This window comes from Actinomadura macra NBRC 14102 (assembly GCF_001552215.1).
Taxonomy (GTDB): domain Bacteria; phylum Actinomycetota; class Actinomycetes; order Streptosporangiales; family Streptosporangiaceae; genus Spirillospora; species Spirillospora macra.
This window is the reverse complement of record NZ_BCQT01000006.1, coordinates 932,786-951,622: the sequence shown is the minus strand read 5'-3', so window position 1 is coordinate 951,622 and position 18,837 is coordinate 932,786. Positions and strand designations below refer to the sequence as shown.

The following is an 18,837-nucleotide window of genomic DNA, read 5'->3' as shown; positions in this document are numbered from 1 at the left end:
GACGGGCGAGGCCCCCGGTGGGGTACACCGGGGGCCCTCAGCGCGTTCACGGAGATCGAGGATCGGGGGTGGAAGTGTGGGTGGGGGCGGTTCAGCCGGCGTGCCGCTTGAGGATCTCGGCGGCCCCGTTCACGTCCTTGATGGAGCGGCTGCCGGGGCCGGTGTACCGTGCGCTCGGCCGGACGAGGCGGCCGGTGCGCTTCTGCTCCAGGATGTGCGCGGCCCAGCCGGCGGTGCGGCCGCAGGTGAACATGGCGGGCATCATCGCGGTCGGGACCTCGGCGAAGTCCAGGATGACCGCGGCCCAGAACTCGACGTTGGTTTCGATCGGACGGTCCGGACGGCGCTCGCGCAGCTCGGCGAGCGCGGCGTCCTCCAGAGCCTTGGCGGCCTCGAAGCGCGGCGCGTTCAGCTCCCTGGCGGTGCGGCGCAGCACGCGGGCGCGCGGATCCTCGGCCCGGTAGACGCGGTGGCCGAAGCCCATCAGCCGGTCGCCCGAGTCGAGGATGTCGGAGACGACCTTGCGGGCGTCGCCGATCCGCTCGACCTTCTCGATCATCGGCAGGACGCGGGCCGGGGCGCCGCCGTGCAGCGGGCCCGACATGGCGCCGATCGCGCCGGAGACGCTGGCCGCGACGTCCGCGCCGGTCGAGGCGATCACCCGGGCGGTGAAGGTGGAGGCGTTCAGGCCGTGCTCGGCGGCGGAGACCCAGTACGCGTCGATGGCCTGGACGTGCTTCGGGTCCGGCTCACCGCGCCAGCGGACCATGAACCGCTCGGTGATGGTCTCGGCCTCGTTGATGCGCTCCTGCGGCACCATCGGCACGCCGATGCCGCGCGCCGACTGGGCGACGAACGACAGCGCCGTCGCCGACACCCGGGCGAGGTCGGAGCGGGCCTGCTCGTCGGAGATGTCGAGAAGGGGGCGCATCCCGTACGCGGGGGCCAGCGTCGGAAGGGCGCTCTGCACGTCCACCCGCACGTCGCCGGAGGTGACCGGCAGGACGTGGGGGTCGGCCGGGGCGAGTCCCGGGTCGAAGCTGTCGTCCACGAGGAGGCCCCAGGCGTCGCCGAAGGAGACGCTGCCGACGAGCTCCTCGATGTCGACGCCGCGGTAGCGGAGGGCGCCGCCCTCCTTATCCGGTTCCGCGATCTCGGTCTCGAAGGCCACGACCCCCTCGAGGCCGGGTTTGAAGTCGGACATGTCGTCCTGCCTTTCGTCCCCAGAGTGATAAGGCGGTGCCGTGCCATTGAACCCTGCCCGCCTTACTGAGCAGTACCCAGGTCCATGTGAGATGCACAAAGCCCAGGTGAGAGGCTCAGACGCTGTGGATTCCCCAACGCCCGACCCCGCACGGCTCCGCAGATCCTACGAGGGGGACGAATTGACCGAGCCGGCGCTCCCCGCCGATCCGCTCGCGCTGTTCGCCGCGTGGTTCGCCGACGTGCACGCGTTCGGGCTGGCCGAACCGAACGCGATGGTGCTCGCGACGGCGTCCGCCGACGGCGTGCCCAGCGCCCGGACCGTCCTGCTGAAGGGGTACGGACCGCAGGGGTTCCGGTTCTTCACCAACCTCACGTCCGACAAGGGCCGCGACCTCGCCGGGAACCCGCGTGCGGCCCTGGTGTTCCCGTGGCATCCGATGTACCGGCAGGTGCGCGTCGCCGGGCCCGTCCTGGAACTGCCACGGGAGGAGTCGGCGGCCTACTTCCGGACGCGTCCGTACGGTTCGCGTATCGGGGCGTGGGCGAGCGAGCACCAGTCGGGCGTCATCGAGGGCCGCGAGATGCTGGAGCGGCGCTACGCGGAGCTGGCCGAACGCTGGCCCGAGGCGCCGGTGGGCGGCGAGGACGACGTGCCGCTGCCGGACTTCTGGGGCGGCTACCGCGTCGTCCCCGAGACGATCGAGTTCTGGCAGGGACGCCCGGACCGGCTGCATGACCGCATCCGGTACCGCCGCTCGACAACCCCGGACGCATCCGGCGAATGGGACACCGTCAGACTGTCTCCGTGACGTCGGAACAGCAGCCAACCCCCACCCACGCTCATGACAGTGACAGCTCCCACGCCACCGACGGCCCTGACGACGCGGAACGTTCCCCTGGCCGCCGCGGGATGCTGCGCCGTCTGACCATCGACACCCGTCCGCTCGCCCATGTCGCCTTCCGGCGGCTCTGGCTCGGGCAGGGCGTGTCGTTCATCGGGTTCCAGGTCACCGCCGTGGCGGTGCCCGTCCAGGTGTACGACATGACCAAGTCGTCGTTCTGGGTCGGCGTGCTCGGGCTGGTCAACCTCGTCCCGCTGATCGTCTTCGGGCTCTGGGGCGGCGCCGTGGCCGACCACATGGACCGCCGCAAACTGCTGCTCGTCTCGTCCTGCGTCACCTGGGCGTCCACGCTGATCCTGCTCGTCCAGGCGCTGGTGGGCGTCAACAGCCTCGGGTTGATCATGGCGGTGGTCGCGCTCCAGGCGGTCGGGTTCGCGGTGTCCTCGCCGACCCGCAGCGCGATCATCCCCCGGCTGATCGACCGGCCGCTGGTCTCGGCCGCGAACACGCTGAGCTTCACCGCCAGCACGGTCGGCGGGCTGGCCGGCCCGCTGTTCGCCGGCGTGATCCTCGCCCACGGGGGCTACGCCGCCGCCTACGCCCTGGACGCCGCCCTGTTCACCGTCGGGCTGTACGCGGCGATGCGGCTGCCCGCGATCCCGCCGCTCGGCGAGATCGCCGGGGCGCCCGGCGTGCGCGCGGTGCTCGACGGGCTGCGTTTCCTCGCCACACAGCCGGTCCTGATGATGTCGTTCGTCGTGGACATCATCGCGATGGGCGTGGCGATGCCGCGCGCGCTGTTCCCCGAGCTGGCCGACACCCGGTTCGGCGGGGGCGGCGCCGTCGGCTGGCTGTTCGCCTCCATCGCGATCGGCGCGGTCATCGGCGGGCTGATCTCCGGCTGGATCGGACGGGTGCACCGGCAGGGCGTCGCGCTCGTGGTGTCGATCGTCGTGTGGGGCCTCGCCGTGGCGGCCGCCGGACTGGCGCACCAGCTCTGGCTCGCCGTCGCGCTGCTGGCCCTGGGCGGCGGCGCAGACCTGGTCTCGGCCGTCTTCCGCCAGACGATGCTCCAGACCTACGCGCCGGACGAGATGCGCGGCCGCCTCCAGGGCGTGTTCACCGTCGTCGTCGCGGGCGGCCCCCGGCTCGGCGACGTGCGGGCCGGGGCGACCGCCAGCGTCGTCGGGGCCACCGCGTCGTGGGTGGGAGGGGGAATCGCGTGCGCCGTCCTGGTCGTGCTCGCGGCCCTGGCCGTCCCGGCGTTCCTCCGCTACGACACCCGCACCGCCGTCTCACCGGAGGGCGTCCCGTAGGGCCCGGGAAGAAAATGTGTCCATCGGGCGTTCCCTACTACCCGCTGTTCGTGGGATATTCACCGGCCCGGGCGCCGAGAGGGTCGAGCAAGTAGACTCCTGCGCATAATGACTGGAGGGAGCTGTGACCTCACACGGCCTGATCGATACCACGGAGATGTACCTCCGGACGGTTTTCGAGCTCGAAGAGGAGGGAATCATCCCCCTTCGCGCGCGGATCGCCGAGCGGCTCTCGCAGAGCGGCCCAACGGTGAGCCAGACCGTCGCGCGTATGGAGCGTGACGGGCTGCTGCGGGTCGAAGGAGATCGGCACCTCGAACTGACCGATAGCGGCCGCGGGCTCGCGACGCGCGTGATGCGCAAGCACCGTCTCGCCGAATGCCTGCTGGTCAACGTGATCGGACTGCCCTGGGAGGACGTCCACATCGAGGCGTGCCGCTGGGAGCATGTGATGTCGGAGGAGGTCGAGCGCCGCCTCGTGGCACTGCTTGACAACCCCACCACGTGCCCGCACGGCAACCCCATCCCCGGCATGGACGAACTGGGCGGACACGGGGACGACAGCCTCTCCGCGCCGCTGTCGGTGATGACCGCGGTGGCCAGTCCCGGCGGTGCGACCGCCGTGGTCCGGCGGATCAGCGAGCAGGTGCAGAGTGACAGCGACTTGATGCTTAGACTCAAGCAGATAGGGATACAACCGGGACGAGAGGTGACTCTTCGGGCGACCGATGACGGGGTGCGGGTGACCTGTGACGACGAGGCCGACAGTTCGGACACAGAACTGCCGCGCGGCATCGCCGAACACGTGTTCGTCAGCAGGCGCTGACCCGCCGCGCGTGCCATCCCCCGCCCCCGCTTCGCCGGTCTATACCGAAGATCTCCATACGTTCGCGCCTTGCGGGCGTATCCCGGCGGCGAGTTCGTCGTTCAATACGACGGAAGAGGTACGCGCGGCATCCGCGCCGCGACGCCCGGTGATCATGATGCCGGGCGCCGGCAGGTGGCCGTATGGAGATGACGTGGTCACCGGCGGGGCCGCAACTGCTAGCGGGATGGGGAGATGAATCGTTGGGGGGACGCCTCTTTCGAGGCGCATCTGCCACCCGAGACCGTCCTGACCCAGATGGAGATGGCGGTCATCGTCTGCGATCGCTTCAGCAACGTCATCTACGGCAACGCGTTCGCGCGGCAGCTCTTCGGGTTCGGCGGCGACGAGGTCATCGGGCACTCGATCCTGTCCCTGGGCATCGCCGAGGAGGATCACGAGCAGGCCACCGAGCTGGCCAAGCACGTCCTCAAGGGCGGTGTGTGGGAGGGCACGTTCTGTAACCTGCGCGGTGACGGCACCACCGTGTACACGCGCGCGCACGCCGTGCCACTGCGGCACCCGTCCGGCGCCGTGGACGGGGTCGTCATCTTCGCGCGGGAGGCCCTGCGCTCCAACCAGCGCGACCAGGAGCGGTACGGCCTGATGGAGCGCATCGGCGAGCGGCTCGCCGGCTCCCTGGAACTGGAGAACACGCTGCGGAGCGTGGCCGACACCCTCGTCCCGCAGTTCGCCGACCACTGCTTCATCGACCTGTTCAGCGGCGATCGGCTCTACCGGCGGGTGTCCCGGCACGCGGGTGGCTGGGAGCCGCCGCCCGGCACCTGGGCCGAGGTCGGCGAACCCGTCTCCTACCCGCCCGGGCATTTCAGCGCCAAGGCGATGGCACGCCGTGACGCCGTCCTGGTCGAGGACATGATCCAGCACCGGTTCGCCGCGCCGAGTGAGGAGTCCCGGCGGCTCGGCGACGCGATGGGCATCACCTCGGTGATCTCGGCGCCGCTGCTGGTGCGCGGGGAACTGCTCGGCGTGATGAGCCTGGCGCTGTCCAACCTCTCCAAACGGCCCGACCCGCACTACGACAGCTTCGACCGCGACCTGCTCGGCGCGATAGCCAGCCGTGTCGCGCTCGCCGTCGACAACGCGCTGCTGTTCGAGGAGGAGCGCGAGACCGCGCTCGCCTTCCAGAAGCACCTGCTGCCCGGCGACCGCCCGCCCAAGCTGGACGGCCTCCAGATCGCCTGGCGGTACGAGCCCGCCCGCCCGCTGGAGGCGCACGGGCACGGCATCCAGACCCAGGTCGGCGGCGACTGGTACGACGTGATCCCGCTGTCGGCGGGCCGCGTCGGCCTCGTCATCGGCGACGTCGAGGGCCGCGGCGCCCGCGCCGCCGCCGTGATGGGCCAGCTCCGCGCCGCGCTGCGCGCCTTCGCCCAGGACGACAAGCCGCCCGCCGACATCCTGCGCAAGCTCGACGAGTGGGTCCGCACGATGACCCGGCCCGAGCGGATGCGCTCCGGCTGGAACAGTGACGACCTCGTCCGCCCGCCGCTGGTGTCGTGCACCTACTTCGTGTACGACGCGTGGTCGCGCGTCCTGGAGTTCGCCAACGCCGGCCACGACCCGCCGCTGCTGGTCGTCGACGGCCGGGTCGAGGAGCTGTCGTTCGAGAGCGAGGGCGCGATGCTCGGCGTCCGCGGTCCGGGCATGGGCGGCGAGATCCTCTACAACGAGGAGACGTCCGTGCTCAAGCCGGGCGCGACGCTCGTCCTCTACACCGACGGCCTCATCGACCGGCGCCCCAAGGACGACGGCGAGTACTACACCCGCGAGGAGTCCCGGGAGATGGTCCGCTCGGCCGTCGCGCAGGTGGCGCGCGGCGGGGTCGAGGCCATCGCCAACGCCGCCTACGAGGCGGTGCCGGGCGACATCGACGACGACGTGGCCATCGTGGTGATCCGCACCGCCGCCGACGAACTGGCCGTCGAGGAGCGCACCTTCCCCGCCGAACCGATCATGGTGTCGGAGGCACGGCGGATGGCCGCCGACGCGTTCGCGAACTGGGGGATGCTGGACGAGCAGGCCGAACTGGCCTGCCTGCTGGTGTCCGAGGTCGTGACGAACGTCGTCCTGCACGCCACCGCGACGCCCGCCCCGCGCCGCGAGATGGTCGTCCCGGTGCCCGCCGGGTCCCCCGGACGCGGCGGTGAGCCGCTGTCCGCGCCGCCGCCCGTCCAGTTCAACGCGGCCGAGTTCACGCCCGGCGCGTTCGACTCCGGCGGGTTCGACGCCGGCCCCTTCGACGAGGACGACTGGAGCCTCGGCGCCGACCTCGGCCGGCGCGAGCCGCCCACCAAGGAGTTCCGGCTCCGACTGCGGCGCGGCGCCGACGCCATCTGGGTCGAGGTGTTCGACTCCGACATGCGGCTGCCGCGCATCCGCAGCGCCGGCGAGACCGACGAGGGCGGCCGCGGCCTGTACCTGGTCGACCAGCTCGCGACCCGCTGGGGCGCCCGGCCCACGACGGCCGGCAAGGCCGTCTGGTTCGAGCTGCCGCTCACCCCGTAGCCATGCGCGCCTGGGCCGTCGAGACACCGGCACCGATAACCTCGGGCCCGCTGCGTCGCGTCGAGCGCGACGTCCCGTCACCGGGTCCGGGCGAGCTGCTCGTGCGCGTCCTCGCCTGCGGCGTCTGTCGCACGGACCTGCACGTCGCCGAGGGTGACCTGCCCGTCCACCTGCCGGGCGTGACACCGGGCCACGAGATCGTCGGCGAAGTGGTCGAGTCCGGCCCGGGCACGCTGCGTTCGGCGGGTGACCGGGTCGGGGTGGCCTGGCTCCGCGGAACATGCGGCGCGTGCCGCTTCTGCCGCCGCGGAGCCGAGAACCTCTGCCCCCAGTCGGTCTACACCGGCTGGGACGCCCACGGCGGATACGCGGAGTTCGCCCTGGCGGTGGACGCCTACGCCTACCCGATCCCGGACGAACTGGACGACGTCCGCGCCGCCCCGTTGCTGTGCGCGGGCATCATCGGCTACCGCGCCCTGCGCCGCGCCGCGCCGCCACCGGGCGGACGCCTCGGGATCTGGGGCTTCGGCGGCTCCGCCCACCTCGCCGCGCAGATCGCGCTCGCCGAGGGAATCGAGGTGCACGTCTTCACACGCAGCCCCGCCGCGCGCGAACTGGCCCTCGACCTCGGCGCGACCTGGGCGGGCGACTCGCTGGACACCGGCCCCGCCCCGCTGGACTCCGCGGTGATCTTCGCCCCGGCCGGGACGCTCGTCCCCGCCGCGCTGGAGCGCCTGGACCGCGGCGGCACCCTGGCCATCGCCGGAATCCACCTGACCGACGTCCCGTCCCTGAACTACCAGCGACACCTCTTCCAGGAACGCCAGGTCCGCTCGGTCACCGCCAACACGCGAGCGGACGGCGAGGAGTTCCTGACCCTGGCGGCCCGCCTGAACGTGTCGGTCACCACGCGCACCTACCCCCTGGACGAGGCGGACCGCGCCCTCGCGGACCTGGCAGCCGACCGCTTCACCGGCGCAGCGGTTTTGCAATCCCGGCCCGAGAGACTCGCCTGAGGGCTCGCCCCTCGACCGTGCTCGGGCGAGCGCGTCATCGCTTCGCGATCTTCCCGGCGGGGCTCGCCTTCGGCATCGCCCCGCGGTCAGGTAGCGCGCTCGCGCGATGGTTGAGGCCAGTGACGCGTCCGGTCAGGGGATGGGCTCGGTGGCCACGTGCGCCCACGACTGGGTGAACCAGAGCTCCCCGCCGATCATCCTGGGCTTGGCGCCGGTGCGGGGCCCGCCGTCCACCTCGTCGGTGAGGGCCTCGCGGATGCGGTCGGCGGCGGCGACGTCGCGCGCGCCGTCCAGCCAGGGCTCGACGGGCCGCTCGACGGTGAACACGTCCAGCCGGCGGATACTGCCGCCCGCCGAGGTGATCATCTCGGTCAGCCGGGCGATGGACGGGGTGCCCGGATGGTCGGGATCGCGCAGCCGCTCGATCCGGTCGCGGTCAGGGCAGGCCAGGTTCCCCCGAACGAGGTCGGCGATGACCAGCCGCCCGCTGGGCCGGCACACGCGCAGCAACTCGCGCAGCACGTGCTCGGGCTCACCCAGGTTGTAGAGGGAGAACCGGGCCGTCACCAGCGAAAACGTGTTGTCCCTGTAGGGCAGGGCGGCGGCGTTGGCCCGGACCGTCACACCGTCCGGCCCTCCGGAGTTTGTGGGACGTTCCACTCGCGCCGGCGGCGCTGGAGGCAGGTCGCCGTCGGCGATCCGCACTGGACCGGTCCCGAACGTGACCGTGGACATGCGGCCGTCCCGGCTCGCCCCCGCCGCGGCGGCCGGCGTCGCGTCCACAGCGGTCACATGGCGGACCCGCGGGCCGAGCGCGGCGGGCATCGGCCCGTGCCCGCGCGAGACGTCCAGGCAGACGTCGTCGTGATCGGGCTCGACGAAGTCCAGGAGTCGCCTCAGGTGCGGGGCGATCGCGCGGCCGGTCTCCTGGATCGCGGTCGCCGGATGCGGCACGGGTGCCCTCCCTCGCGTCAGGCCGGCACTGCCGGACGGGGTGCCGCCCGCCTCCGCCCGAGGCAGGCAACGAAACCGGTTTCGCCAGGTATGACTCACGGCCCGCGCGGGAAGTTCGGCCCCGGCCGGTGAAAATTGCAGGCCGTTTCGCTCAGCCGTTCAGGGACTGTCCGTACAGCGCCCCGACGACCAGCACGAACACGATGATCACCGCGACCCTCGTCGGCGCGGGCACGCGCAGCCGCACCGCTGCCCAGCGCACGCAGAACGCGGCGAGGAGGGATATGACGACGAGGCTCAGGATGCCTTCCATGGCCACCTTCGTTCCGGAGGGACTGCCGCCTCCTAGAACCTTAGACGTGTAAGGACGGGGTTATCCGGTCCTCCCGCGGGGTGCGCCTGCCGATAACCTCACCGATGTGGCAGATGCGAAGGAAACAGACGGCCGGGACACGCTGGACGGCCTCATGCTCACCATGGCGCGCACCCGCGTCGCCCTCGGCCTGGCAGCGCTGACCGCTCCGGGACTGACCGGCAGGATCGCGGGCATGAGCGGCTCCGACCCCGGCCGCGACTACATGACCCGGCTGTTCGGCGCCCGGGAGATGGCCCTGGGCGCCGGCTACCTGTTCAGCGACCCCAACGGCCGCCGCCTCTGGGCCCGAATCGGCCTCGCCGTCGACTCCGCCGACACCCTGAGCGGCCTGCGGACGCGTCCCGGCCTCCCGATCTGGGCCACCGCGGGCGCGATCGGCGTAGCCGCAAGCGCCGCCGCGCTAGGCGCGGCCAAGGTCGCCAAGGACGAACTCAACCGCAGCGCCGGCAGGGTCAAGCGTGTGAGCGCCCTCCTCCGCCGCTCGCAGGACTGAGCTGATTGCATCCCGGCCCAAGGACTCGCCTGGCGGCTGTGTTCATGCAAACCTGGCCCAAGGACTCGCCTGGCGGCTCGCCCCTGACCGTGCTTGGGCGAGCGCGACCTCGCTTCGCGATCTTCCCGGCGGGGCTCGCCTCCGGCATCGCCCCGCCGGTCAGGTAACGCGCTCGCGCGACAGTTGAGGACACCGGGCAACAGGCACTGGCCCAAGACGATCACGCGACGAAACAGGTTCAGCGAAGCGAGAACCAGTGCCGCGAGGCGCCGAAGCACAGGTGGTAACGCCAAGGGACAACCGACCACCACGTTGCGATCGCGTGCGAAGCCAGGTTCGAGCGTGCGAGAACCTGATCGCGAAGCGAGCCCTCCAGGGCGAGTCGAAAGCGATGCAGCGATCGCCGCGATGCCCGTGGAAGGGAGGGCCGCCAGGCCCGACCGCCGAGGGCGGTGCAGTAAGTACTGGCATAAAGGCGCGGCCATCGGACAGGTTGTAACCAGAAGCGTCAACGACCTTAACTGGGCCATCGCGTCCGAAGGCAGTTGCGAGCCTGCGAGCAACTGATCGCGGAGCGAGCCCTCTGGGGCGAGTCGGGAGCGATGCAGCGATGGCCGCAGTGCCCGTTGAAGGAAGGCCCCCAGGGCCTGACGCCAAGGGCACTGCAAACAAACGAGAGCTGTACGTCATCCTGGGCGCGCTCATGTTGGCGATGTTGCTCGCCGCGCTGGATCAGACGATCGTGTCGACGGCCTTGCCGACGATCGTCAGCGACCTTGGGGGACTCAATCACCTGTCGTGGGTGGTGACGGCGTACCTGCTCTCGTCGACGGCGTCGACGCCGCTGTGGGGCAAGCTCGGCGATCAGTACGGACGCAAGCGGCTGTTCCAGACGTCCATCGTGATCTTCCTGATCGGGTCGGCGCTGTGCGGTATCGCGCAGGACATGACGCAGCTGATCGGGTTCCGGGCGCTCCAGGGCCTCGGTGGCGGGGGCCTGATGGTGCTCGTCGTCGCGATCGTCGGGGATGTGGTGCCGCCGCGTGAGCGGGGCCGGTACCAGGGGTTGTTCGGCGCCGTCTTCGGTGTGGCCAGTGTGTGCGGGCCGCTGCTGGGCGGCTGGTTCGTCGACAACCTGTCGTGGCGCTGGGTGTTCTACATCAACGTGCCGATCGGTGTCGTGGCGCTGGTGGTGATCGCGGCCGTGCTGCACGCGGCCGAGCGGCGGGAGCGGCACCGTATCGACTATCTCGGCACGCTGCTGATCGTGGGCTGGTCGGTCGGGCTCGTGCTGACGGCGACCTGGGGCGGTACCCGCTATGACTGGATCTCGCCGCAGATCATCGGGCTCGGGGCCGCCGCGGTCGTGCTGATCGGGGTGTGGCTGCTCGTCGAGCGGCGGGCGGCCGAGCCGGTCATGCCGCCGCGGCTGCTCGGCAACTCGGTGTTCTCGCTCGGTTCGGCGATCAGCTTCGCGGTCGGCTTCGCGATGTTCGGGGCGCTGACGTTCCTGCCGATCTTCCTTCAGGTCGTGCACGGGGTCTCGCCGACGCTGTCGGGCGTCCATCTGCTGCCGATGATGCTCGGGATGCTGTGCAGTTCGATCGGGTCGGGCCAGCTGATCAGCAAGTTCGGCCGGTACAAGGTCTTCCCGGTCGTCGGCACGCCGATCATCGCGGTGGCGCTCTACCTGTGCTCCCGGTTGGACGAGGATTCCTCGACGCTGTCCATGAGCCTGTGTTTCGCGCTGCTCGGTTTCGGGCTGGGGCTGGTCATGCAGGTGCTCGTCATCGCTGTGCAGAACTCGGTGTCGTATCGGGACCTGGGCTCCGCGACGTCGGGGGTGACGTTCTTCCGGCAGATCGGTGGCTCGTTCGGTGTCGCGGTGTTCGGATCGGTGTTCAGCAACAGGCTCGCCGGGCACGTCGAGGACCTCGCCAAGGACCGTATTCTTCCGCCGGGCTTCGACCCCGCCGCGGTCCAGGGCAATCCCAAGCTGCTGGACCGGTATCCGGCGCAGGTGAAGGACGCCGTCCTGCACGCGTACGCGCAGTCGATCGACACCGTGTTCTTCTGGGCCGTCCCCGTCGCGGCGGTGGCGTTCCTGCTGACGCTGTTCCTGCGTGAGGTCCCTCTGCGGGCGACGGCGCAGGCCCCCGACTACGGCGAGGGCTTCGGTGGGGCGCCGACCGTCCGGTCGTCCAGGCATGAGATCGAGCGGGCGCTGAGCGAGCTGATGCGCAGGGACGCGCGGGCGCTGGAGCTCTACGACCGACTGGGCAGGCTCGCGGGGGTCGACCTGACGGCCGGCAGCATGTGGGCACTGTGCAGGATCGCCAAGGACGGGACGGTCGCGGGCACGGATCTCGCCGAGCGCGCCGGTATCACCGTCGAGCACGGTCGCCCGTACGTCGACCGGCTCGTCGAGGCCGGCCATGTCGAGCGGCGGGACGGCGTGCTCGCCATCACCCCGTCCGGGCGGGCGGCCGCCGAGCGTTTGTTCGCCGTCCGCCGGGCCTGGCTCGCGCGGCACCTGGAGGGCTGGTCGCCCGAGGAGCATCCTGAACTGGCGGACGTCCTGACGCAGCTCACCCAGGCGTCCCTCGGGGATGACGCGGACGGGCACGAGATCTGCGGTCCGAGATCCAGCTCACATGGCGTTGCGCCGTCCGCGAGGTAATCTCATACTGACAACCGAATCCCACTCGGTTTCGAGTTCCCAACCCCTGCTTTGGAGGCGAAGTGGCCGAGGCGTACATCGTCGGTGCGGTCCGTACCCCCGTCGGTACCAAGAAGGGCGCCCTGAAGGACGTGCACCCCGCCGACCTCGGCGCCCACGTGCTCAAGGAGCTCGTCGACCGCACCGGCGCCGACCCCTCAGCGGTCGAAGACGTGATCATGGGCTGTGTGATGCAGGTCGGTCCGCAGTCCCTGGACATCGCGCGCACCGCGTGGCTGTCGGCGGGCCTTCCGGAGAGCGTGCCCGGCGTGACCATCGACCGGCAGTGCGGCTCCTCGCAGCAGGCGATCCACTTCGCCGCGCAGGGCGTGCTGTCGGGGACGCAGGATCTGGTCGTCGCGGCCGGCGTCGAGCAGATGGCGATCGTGCCGATGGGCTCCTCGGTCACGATGGCGATGGAGAAGGGCATGCCCTTCCCGTACGGCGACGGCTGGGCCGAGCGGTACGGGATGCAGGAGGTCTCCCAGTTCCGGGGGGCGCAGCTGATGGCCGAGAAGTGGGGCTTCAAGCGCCGGGACCTGGAGGAGTTCGCGCTGGAGAGCCACCGGCGCGCCAGCAAGGCCATCGAGGCCGGCTACTTCGACCGCGAGATCGCGCCCCTCGCCGGCCTCGGCAAGGACGAGGGCCCGCGGCCCGACACCTCGCTGGAGAAGATGGCCGGGCTCCAGCCGCTGCGCGAGGGCTGGGACATCACCGCCGCGGTCGCCTCGCAGATCTCCGTCGGCGCGTCCGCGCTGATGATCGCCTCTGAGGAGGCCGTCAAGCGGCACAACCTGACGCCGCGGGCGCGCGTCCACACCCTCGCGGTCTGCGGCTCGGACCCCGTCTACATGCTGACCGGCCCGATCCCGGCGACCGAGAGGGCGCTCGACCGCGCCGGCCTGAAGATCGGCGACATCGACGTCTTCGAGGTCAACGAGGCGTTCGCCCCGGTGCCGATGGCCTGGGCGAAGGACACCGGCGCGTCCCTGGACAGGACGAACCCCAACGGCGGCGCCATCGCGCTCGGCCACCCGCTCGGCGCCACCGGCGGCGTCCTGATGACCAAGCTCCTGCACGAGCTGGAGCGCACCGGCGGCCGCTACGGCATCCAGACCATGTGCGAGGGCGGCGGCCAGGCCAACGCGACGATCATCGAGAGGCTGTAGTCACCGCGAAGCCGGCCGAGGACATGGACGAGACGATCCTCTACGAGGTGGACGAACGGGTCGCACGGATCACGCTGAACCGGCCCTCGGCCCGCAACGCGCTCGACGACCGGATGATCGGTGAGCTGCTCGCCGCGTTCGAGCGCGCCAAGGACGATGACGGCGTCCGCGTCATCGTCCTGACCGGGGCGGGGGAGCGGGCCTTCTGCGCGGGAGCCGATCTCGGCGGGCTGGCCCAGGCCGGCGGGCGCGCGGTGGGCGGCGCGGCCGCCGTCCGGGACAGCGCGCCCTTCCGGCTGTTCACGGCGTTCCCGAGGCTGGGCAAGCCGATCATCGCGCGGCTCGCCGGGCACGCCGTGGCGGGTGGGCTGGGGCTGGCGGCGGCGTGCGATCTGGTGGTCGCGGCGGACGATGTCCACCTCGCCACGCCCGAGGTGAACGTGGGGCTCTGGCCCATGATGATCATGGCGATCATCGACCGGAACGTCGCGCCGAAGCACGCGTTCAAGCTGTACTACACCGGTGCGCGGATCACCGCGGCCGAGGGGCGGGAGATCGGGCTGGTCACCGAGGTCGTCCCGCGCGCGGAACTGGACGCGAGGGTGGACGAGCTGGCCCGTACCATCGCCGGCAAGAGCCCGCTCGGGCTGCGCCGGGGCCGGGACGCGTTCTTCGCCGTCGAGGGCCGGCCGCTGGAGGAGCAGGTGGAGTACCTGCTCGGCGAGCTGGCTGAGCTGGCCGCGACCGAGGACGCCCGCGAGGGCATCGCCGCGTTCCTGGAGAGGCGGCCCCCCGAGTTCCGGGGGCGTTGAACCCGTCCGGGTTCGATGGCGGGCGCCTCCCCTCCCGGGCTCCCGCCACCGAACCGTCGGACCACACGGGAACTTTCAGTGGCTGGCCTTCGTGATCGCGGTCCGCGGAAGCAGACGGTGCTTCTCCGTCTGGAGAGGCGGCCCGTGACCCGTCCGGCCACTGACCAGTCTGCTTGTCCGGGGTCCCCTCGCGCATCGGGACCGGCGCGAATACGTATACCTAGACGCGTCTTCGCCGGAATTCCGTGCGATGACCGACACAATGGTCTGCCCTCGGATGCCCCGGAGTAGGGGAAAGGGCGGACCACCCCAGGTGGCCCGCCCTCTCGGGACGTTCTGTCGTGATGGTCAGCGCGGGACGCGAGCGACGCAGAAGACCGTCTGGCCGAACGGCGGCCTGATCAGCCGCTCGATGCCCCGCGTGAGCGGCACCACCGTCCGGTCATAGATCTTGACGAGCCTGGGGTCGGGGTAGCCGGCGCCGCCGCGGCGGACGGCGAACCACCAGGCGATGCCGCCCAGGAAGTTGATGGGCTTGAGCACCTCGGGGACGAGCCCGGCCGCGCGGACGCTGGCCTCCAGCGTCGCCGGCGTGTACCGGGTGACATGCCCGACCTTGCGGTCGAAGTCCCCGTAGAGCTGCATGTAGCCGGGGACCCAGATGACGATGCGGCCGCCGGGCAGGGTGACCGACGCCAGGTCACGCAGCGCCTGCGTGTCGTCCTTGATGTGCTCCAGGACGTTCATCATCACGACGGTGTCGACCTTCTGCCGGATGTTCACCTCGGCCGGCAGTTCCAGGTCGATGACCTCGACGTCGTCGTTGCCCTCGTAGCGCTTGCGCAGCTCGCCCACGCAGTAGGGGTCGTTGTCGCTGACGACGAGGTAGTCGAGCCGTCCGGCGAACTGCTCGGAGAAGTGCCCGAGCCCGGACCCGATCTCCAGCAGCGAGCGCCCCACATGCGGCGCGACCGTGTCGTACTCGTACTTGCGGTAGTTGCGGGCCTCGTCGCCGCCGAGATGGTTCTCCAGAGCGCCCTCGCCGGCGGCGGGCTGGACGAGATCGTCCTCACCCGCCGGGGAACCGGCAGCGCCGGGCTGCTGCCGGCTGCCGATGAGGCTGAGGAGGGTGCCTGCGATGGACTTCTTCTGACCAGGTGGCTGCATACTTCCCGCTCGCTGGGTGCGTTGGCGTTCGGCTTCTTGTTCGCCGGATCGAGGGACCGGATCCCCCCGGGATGGTCCGATCTCTGGCGCAAGGTCGGGACAGTCTACCCATCCGTACGGGTGCTCTGGCGTCAAGACGCCCGCAGGCCGTTCAGCTGCGGCCGCTGAACTGCCTCGCCGCCGCCGTGCGCGGGCCGGTGAGATGCCAGGCCAGATCACCGTAGCGCACCGCGTGGAGGTGGTCACGGACCGCACGCTCCACCGCGTCCGGGTGGCGTGTTCGGGCGGTGCCGAACTCGTTCATGACCGCGCCGAGCACCGCCGCGCGGACCGCGTCCACCGTCATCCCCGCGCCGAGGTCGGCGAGCGCCGGCCGCGTCCCGGCCGCCGGGCGGACGCCGGACGCGGTGCAGCGGTGCGCGGTCCTGCTCCCGGCGACGCGGAGGGCGGAGCGCACCTGGACGGCGACGTGGGTGAGGCAGGCGTCCCTCGTCCGCAGCGTCGCGGCCTGCACCACCCGGCCGTCCCGGAGCGCGTCGCCCGGCATGCCGAGCCCTTCGAGGGCCGAGATCACCAGCGCGTCCAGCGCGACGCGGTGCCCCGGGCGCTGGACGAGGCTGAACGCGAGCGTGCCGGAGTCGAAGCAGATCGCCCCGCCGCCGGTCGCGCGACGCACGACGTCGATGCCGTCGCGGGCACAGGCGACCAGGTCGACCGCGCGCGCGACGTTCTGGAAGCGGCCCACCACCACGCTCGGCGAGTTCTGCCAGACGCGCAGGACGGGCGGCGCGGAGTGCGCCGCGACACCCCGGGCGGCATCGAGCGGATCCTCGCCGCGCCGGACGGCGGTGCGCGGAGCCGGGATGTGCGGGGGCGAGGCGGGTCCGCGGGGGGCCGGGACGCGCGGCGCGGGGACGCGCGAGGTGCGGACGCGCAGCGCGGCGGCGCGGACCAGGGCTTCGTCGAGGGCGAGGTTGCGCGCCGGGTCGCGCGTGTCGTCGAGGATGACGTTGAGCATCCCGCCGCCGCTCCTCTCCCCATCGCACCCCATCGCAGCGAATCCGCAGCGAAAACCGCAGCGCACCGCCCGATCCGGGAACGGGCGGTACGCCGCGGTCGGTCACCGGTGAGAAAACTATCTCCTTTGCGCTCGGATTGCATGCGGATAGTCTTCTTTTGGCGACGGAGAGTTACTCGATGGTGCGGTGAACGGTCTCCCTGCCGCTCGGGCCGGGGTCGGACGCGGCGATCCACGGCCCGGGAATGGACGGGTCGAGCACCCCTTCCTCCACCCAGGCGAAGTCGCCGGCGAGGACGGCGCGCGCCAGCTTCACGTCCATCGCGTCGGTGTTGCGCCAGAGTCCCTCGAACAGTTCCTCCACGCGGACGCGCGCCTGCCGGCAGAACGCGTCCGCGAGCAGCAGGGCGGACGCGCCGGGCGCCGTCGCCGGTCCGGTGCCGCCCGGCCCGGAACCCGCGAGGGGACCGTCCGGCGAGGCGTCGGCGTGCGCCCGCACGCACACGGCGCTCATGGCGTACAGCTCGGCGCCGATGTCGACCATCCGGCCGAGGAAGCCCTGCCGGTACTCCAGGCCGCCCTGCCAGCGTCCCGCCGCGTAGAAGATCGACCGGGCGAGCTTGCGGGACGCGCGCTCGACGTAGCGCAGGTGCCGCGCCAGCGGCCCGAACTCGCCGTAGGAGCGCGGGCGCTGCCCCGCGCCGGTGACCAGCGTCGGCAGCCATCGCGCGTAGAAGCCGCCCGCCCGCGCCGCCGCGCGCGCCTTGCGCCCGGGGGAGGCGCCGGGGTCGATGACGTCGCCCGCCACCGACAGGTGCGCGTCCACCGCCTCGCGGGCGATCAGCAGATGCATGATCTCGGTGGAGCCCTCGAAGATCCGGTTGATGCGCAGGTCGCGGAGCACCTGCTCGGCGGGCACGCCGCGCTCGCCGCGGGCCGCGAGCGACTCGGCGGTCTCGTACCCGCGGCCGCCGCGCAGCTGCACCAGCTCGTCGGCGACCCGGCAGGCCATCTCCGACGACCACAGCTTGGCCAGCGCCGCCTCGATCCGGATGTCGCCCCGCTCGTCGTCCGCGAGCTGCCCGGACAGGTCGAGGATGGCCTCCAGCGCGTACGCGGTCGCCGAGATGAACGCGATCTTCCTGGACACCGCCTCGTGCTCGCCGACCGGACGCCCCCACTGGACGCGCTCCCCCGCACCACTCACGCGCGATCCTGGCGGCCCACTTGGCGCTCGCCGCGCAGGTCGCGGGGAGCGACAGCCGCCCGGTGTTGAGCGTGGTCAGCGCGATCTTCAAGCCCGCGCCCTCGGCGCCGATCAGGTTGGCCGCCGGCACGCGCACGTCGTGGAAGCGGGTGACGCCGTTCTCGATGCCGCGCAACCCCATGAAGGCGTTGCGGTTCTCGACGGTGATACCGCCGGAGGCCATGTCGACGATGAACGCGGAGATGCCGCCGCGGTGCTCGCCGGACTTCGGGACGCGCGCCATCACGACGACGAGGTCGGCGACGACGCCGTTGGTCGTCCACAGCTTGACGCCGTTGAGGACGTAGGAGTCGCCGTCCGGGACGGCCGTGGCGCGCAGCCGCGCCGGGTCGGACCCGACATCGGGCTCGGTGAGCAGGAACGCGCTGATCTCGCGGGCGCAGCGCGGCAGCCAGACGTCCTTCTGCTCCTGCGTGCCGAACAACTTGACCGGCTGCGGGACGCCGATGGACTGGTGCGCCGACAGCAGGGCCCCGAGCGCGGGGCTGACCGACGCGACGACCATCAGGGCGCGGCCGTAGTAGAGCTGGCTGAGACCGAGCCCGCCATAGCGCTCCGGAACCTTCATACCGAGGGCGCCGAGCGACCGCAATCCCGCGATCACGTCATCCGGAATGCGGGATTGCCGTTCGATCAGTGCCGGATCGACCTTCGTCGCACAGAATTCGGTAAGCCGGGTCAGGAATTCCTCACCCCGGCGCCGTCCCTCGTTGTCGGGGCGCGGATGAGGATGAATAAGATCAAGACGGAAATCACCCAGGAAGAGCTGTTTTCCGAAGCTGGGCAGCCGCCATTCGGTTTCGCGCGCCTCCTCAGCGACCTTTCGGGCGGTCCGTTCGTCCACGGGATCCGGGCTGTGACTCGGCTGGCTCATGCCGGCTCCTTTGAAGCGACTTCCCTCCATCCTGAAGTTACTCCCCGGTTGACCTCTGGGTAGTCTTGGTCGGACTGGCGTGTCGCGTGCGATTCGCGAAACCATTCCGAACAACCACCAGAAGTGATGCAATGGACGTGTACCGCCAAAGCCCTTGACCCGCCCGTGCCTGAAGGGTTCGCTGTGCGTGATGGATGAGACACGCAGACCCACT

14 protein-coding genes and 1 pseudogene are annotated in these 18,837 nt (G+C 71.3%); 9 read left to right on the top strand and 6 right to left on the bottom strand.

Annotated features, from left to right (window positions below; all coding sequences use genetic code 11):
* Positions 1–91 precede the first annotated feature (91 nt).
* A complete protein-coding gene (locus AMA02S_RS13255) occupies positions 92–1,204 on the bottom strand; it encodes a citrate synthase 2 (protein WP_067456741.1) in 1,113 nt (370 codons plus the stop codon).
* A 91-nt stretch (positions 1,205–1,295) separates the two neighbouring features.
* On the opposite strand from AMA02S_RS13255, the gene pdxH reads away from it, so the two are divergent.
* The 5 genes from pdxH (at position 1,296) to AMA02S_RS13230 (ending at position 7,774) form a co-directional block, all read left to right on the top strand.
* Positions 1,296–2,015 carry a pyridoxamine 5'-phosphate oxidase gene (pdxH, locus tag AMA02S_RS13250; RefSeq protein ID WP_067456738.1) on the top strand — a complete coding sequence of 240 codons (720 nt, stop codon included), beginning with the start codon at positions 1,296–1,298 and terminating at the stop codon, positions 2,013–2,015.
* Complete coding sequence (locus tag AMA02S_RS13245; protein WP_245667489.1) at positions 2,012–3,364, top strand: MFS transporter; 1,353 nt, start codon at positions 2,012–2,014, stop codon at positions 3,362–3,364. Before pdxH ends, AMA02S_RS13245 begins: the two co-directional genes overlap by 4 nt.
* Before the next feature lie 124 nt (positions 3,365–3,488).
* Positions 3,489–4,190, top strand: a complete 702-nt coding sequence (locus AMA02S_RS13240) for an iron-dependent transcriptional repressor DtxR (protein ID WP_067456732.1) — start codon at positions 3,489–3,491, stop codon at positions 4,188–4,190.
* A gap of 234 nt (positions 4,191–4,424) precedes the next feature.
* On the top strand, positions 4,425–6,758 hold the full coding sequence (locus AMA02S_RS13235; RefSeq protein ID WP_067456729.1) for an ATP-binding SpoIIE family protein phosphatase: 2,334 nt from the start codon (positions 4,425–4,427) through the stop codon (positions 6,756–6,758).
* 2 nt (positions 6,759–6,760) lie between these two features.
* The gene (locus AMA02S_RS13230) at positions 6,761–7,774 is read left to right on the top strand and encodes a zinc-dependent alcohol dehydrogenase family protein (RefSeq protein ID WP_067456726.1); all 1,014 of its coding nucleotides are present in this window, start codon (positions 6,761–6,763) and stop codon (positions 7,772–7,774) included.
* Between the two features lie 132 nt (positions 7,775–7,906).
* Here the strand turns inward: AMA02S_RS13230 and AMA02S_RS13225 are convergent, their stop codons facing one another.
* Together AMA02S_RS13225 and AMA02S_RS42825 are read right to left on the bottom strand one after the other, a co-directional pair.
* Positions 7,907–8,728 (bottom strand): class I SAM-dependent methyltransferase, encoded by an 822-nt coding sequence (locus AMA02S_RS13225; RefSeq protein ID WP_067456723.1) that lies wholly within the window; start codon positions 8,726–8,728, stop codon positions 7,907–7,909.
* A 151-nt stretch (positions 8,729–8,879) separates the two neighbouring features.
* On the bottom strand, positions 8,880–9,041 hold the full coding sequence (locus AMA02S_RS42825; protein ID WP_169806815.1) for a hypothetical protein: 162 nt from the start codon (positions 9,039–9,041) through the stop codon (positions 8,880–8,882).
* A 106-nt stretch (positions 9,042–9,147) separates the two neighbouring features.
* Here AMA02S_RS42825 and AMA02S_RS13220 point away from each other — a divergent pair, with 106 nt between their 5' ends.
* The 4 genes from AMA02S_RS13220 (at position 9,148) to AMA02S_RS13205 (ending at position 14,297) form a co-directional block, all read left to right on the top strand.
* A complete protein-coding gene (locus AMA02S_RS13220; protein WP_245667488.1) occupies positions 9,148–9,597 on the top strand; it encodes a hypothetical protein in 450 nt (149 codons plus the stop codon).
* A 610-nt stretch (positions 9,598–10,207) separates the two neighbouring features.
* Entirely contained in the window at positions 10,208–12,277 is a 2,070-nt protein-coding gene (locus AMA02S_RS13215) for an MFS transporter (protein ID WP_084265060.1), read from the top strand.
* Between the two features lie 62 nt (positions 12,278–12,339).
* Entirely contained in the window at positions 12,340–13,485 is a 1,146-nt protein-coding gene (locus AMA02S_RS13210; protein WP_067456717.1) for an acetyl-CoA C-acetyltransferase, read from the top strand.
* A 23-nt stretch (positions 13,486–13,508) separates the two neighbouring features.
* Entirely contained in the window at positions 13,509–14,297 is a 789-nt protein-coding gene (locus AMA02S_RS13205; protein ID WP_067456713.1) for an enoyl-CoA hydratase-related protein, read from the top strand.
* Between the two features lie 348 nt (positions 14,298–14,645).
* On the opposite strand, the gene AMA02S_RS13200 is transcribed toward AMA02S_RS13205, so the two are convergent.
* The 3 genes and pseudogenes from AMA02S_RS13200 to AMA02S_RS13190 form a co-directional block, all read right to left on the bottom strand.
* Positions 14,646–15,464 (bottom strand): class I SAM-dependent methyltransferase, encoded by an 819-nt coding sequence (locus AMA02S_RS13200; RefSeq protein ID WP_084265059.1) that lies wholly within the window; start codon positions 15,462–15,464, stop codon positions 14,646–14,648.
* Between the two features lie 151 nt (positions 15,465–15,615).
* Positions 15,616–16,482 (bottom strand): lipoate--protein ligase family protein, encoded by an 867-nt coding sequence (locus AMA02S_RS13195; protein WP_067456710.1) that lies wholly within the window; start codon positions 16,480–16,482, stop codon positions 15,616–15,618.
* A gap of 172 nt (positions 16,483–16,654) precedes the next feature.
* Positions 16,655–18,623, bottom strand: a pseudogene (locus AMA02S_RS13190) (acyl-CoA dehydrogenase family protein).
* Between the last annotated feature and the right edge of the window lie 214 nt (positions 18,624–18,837).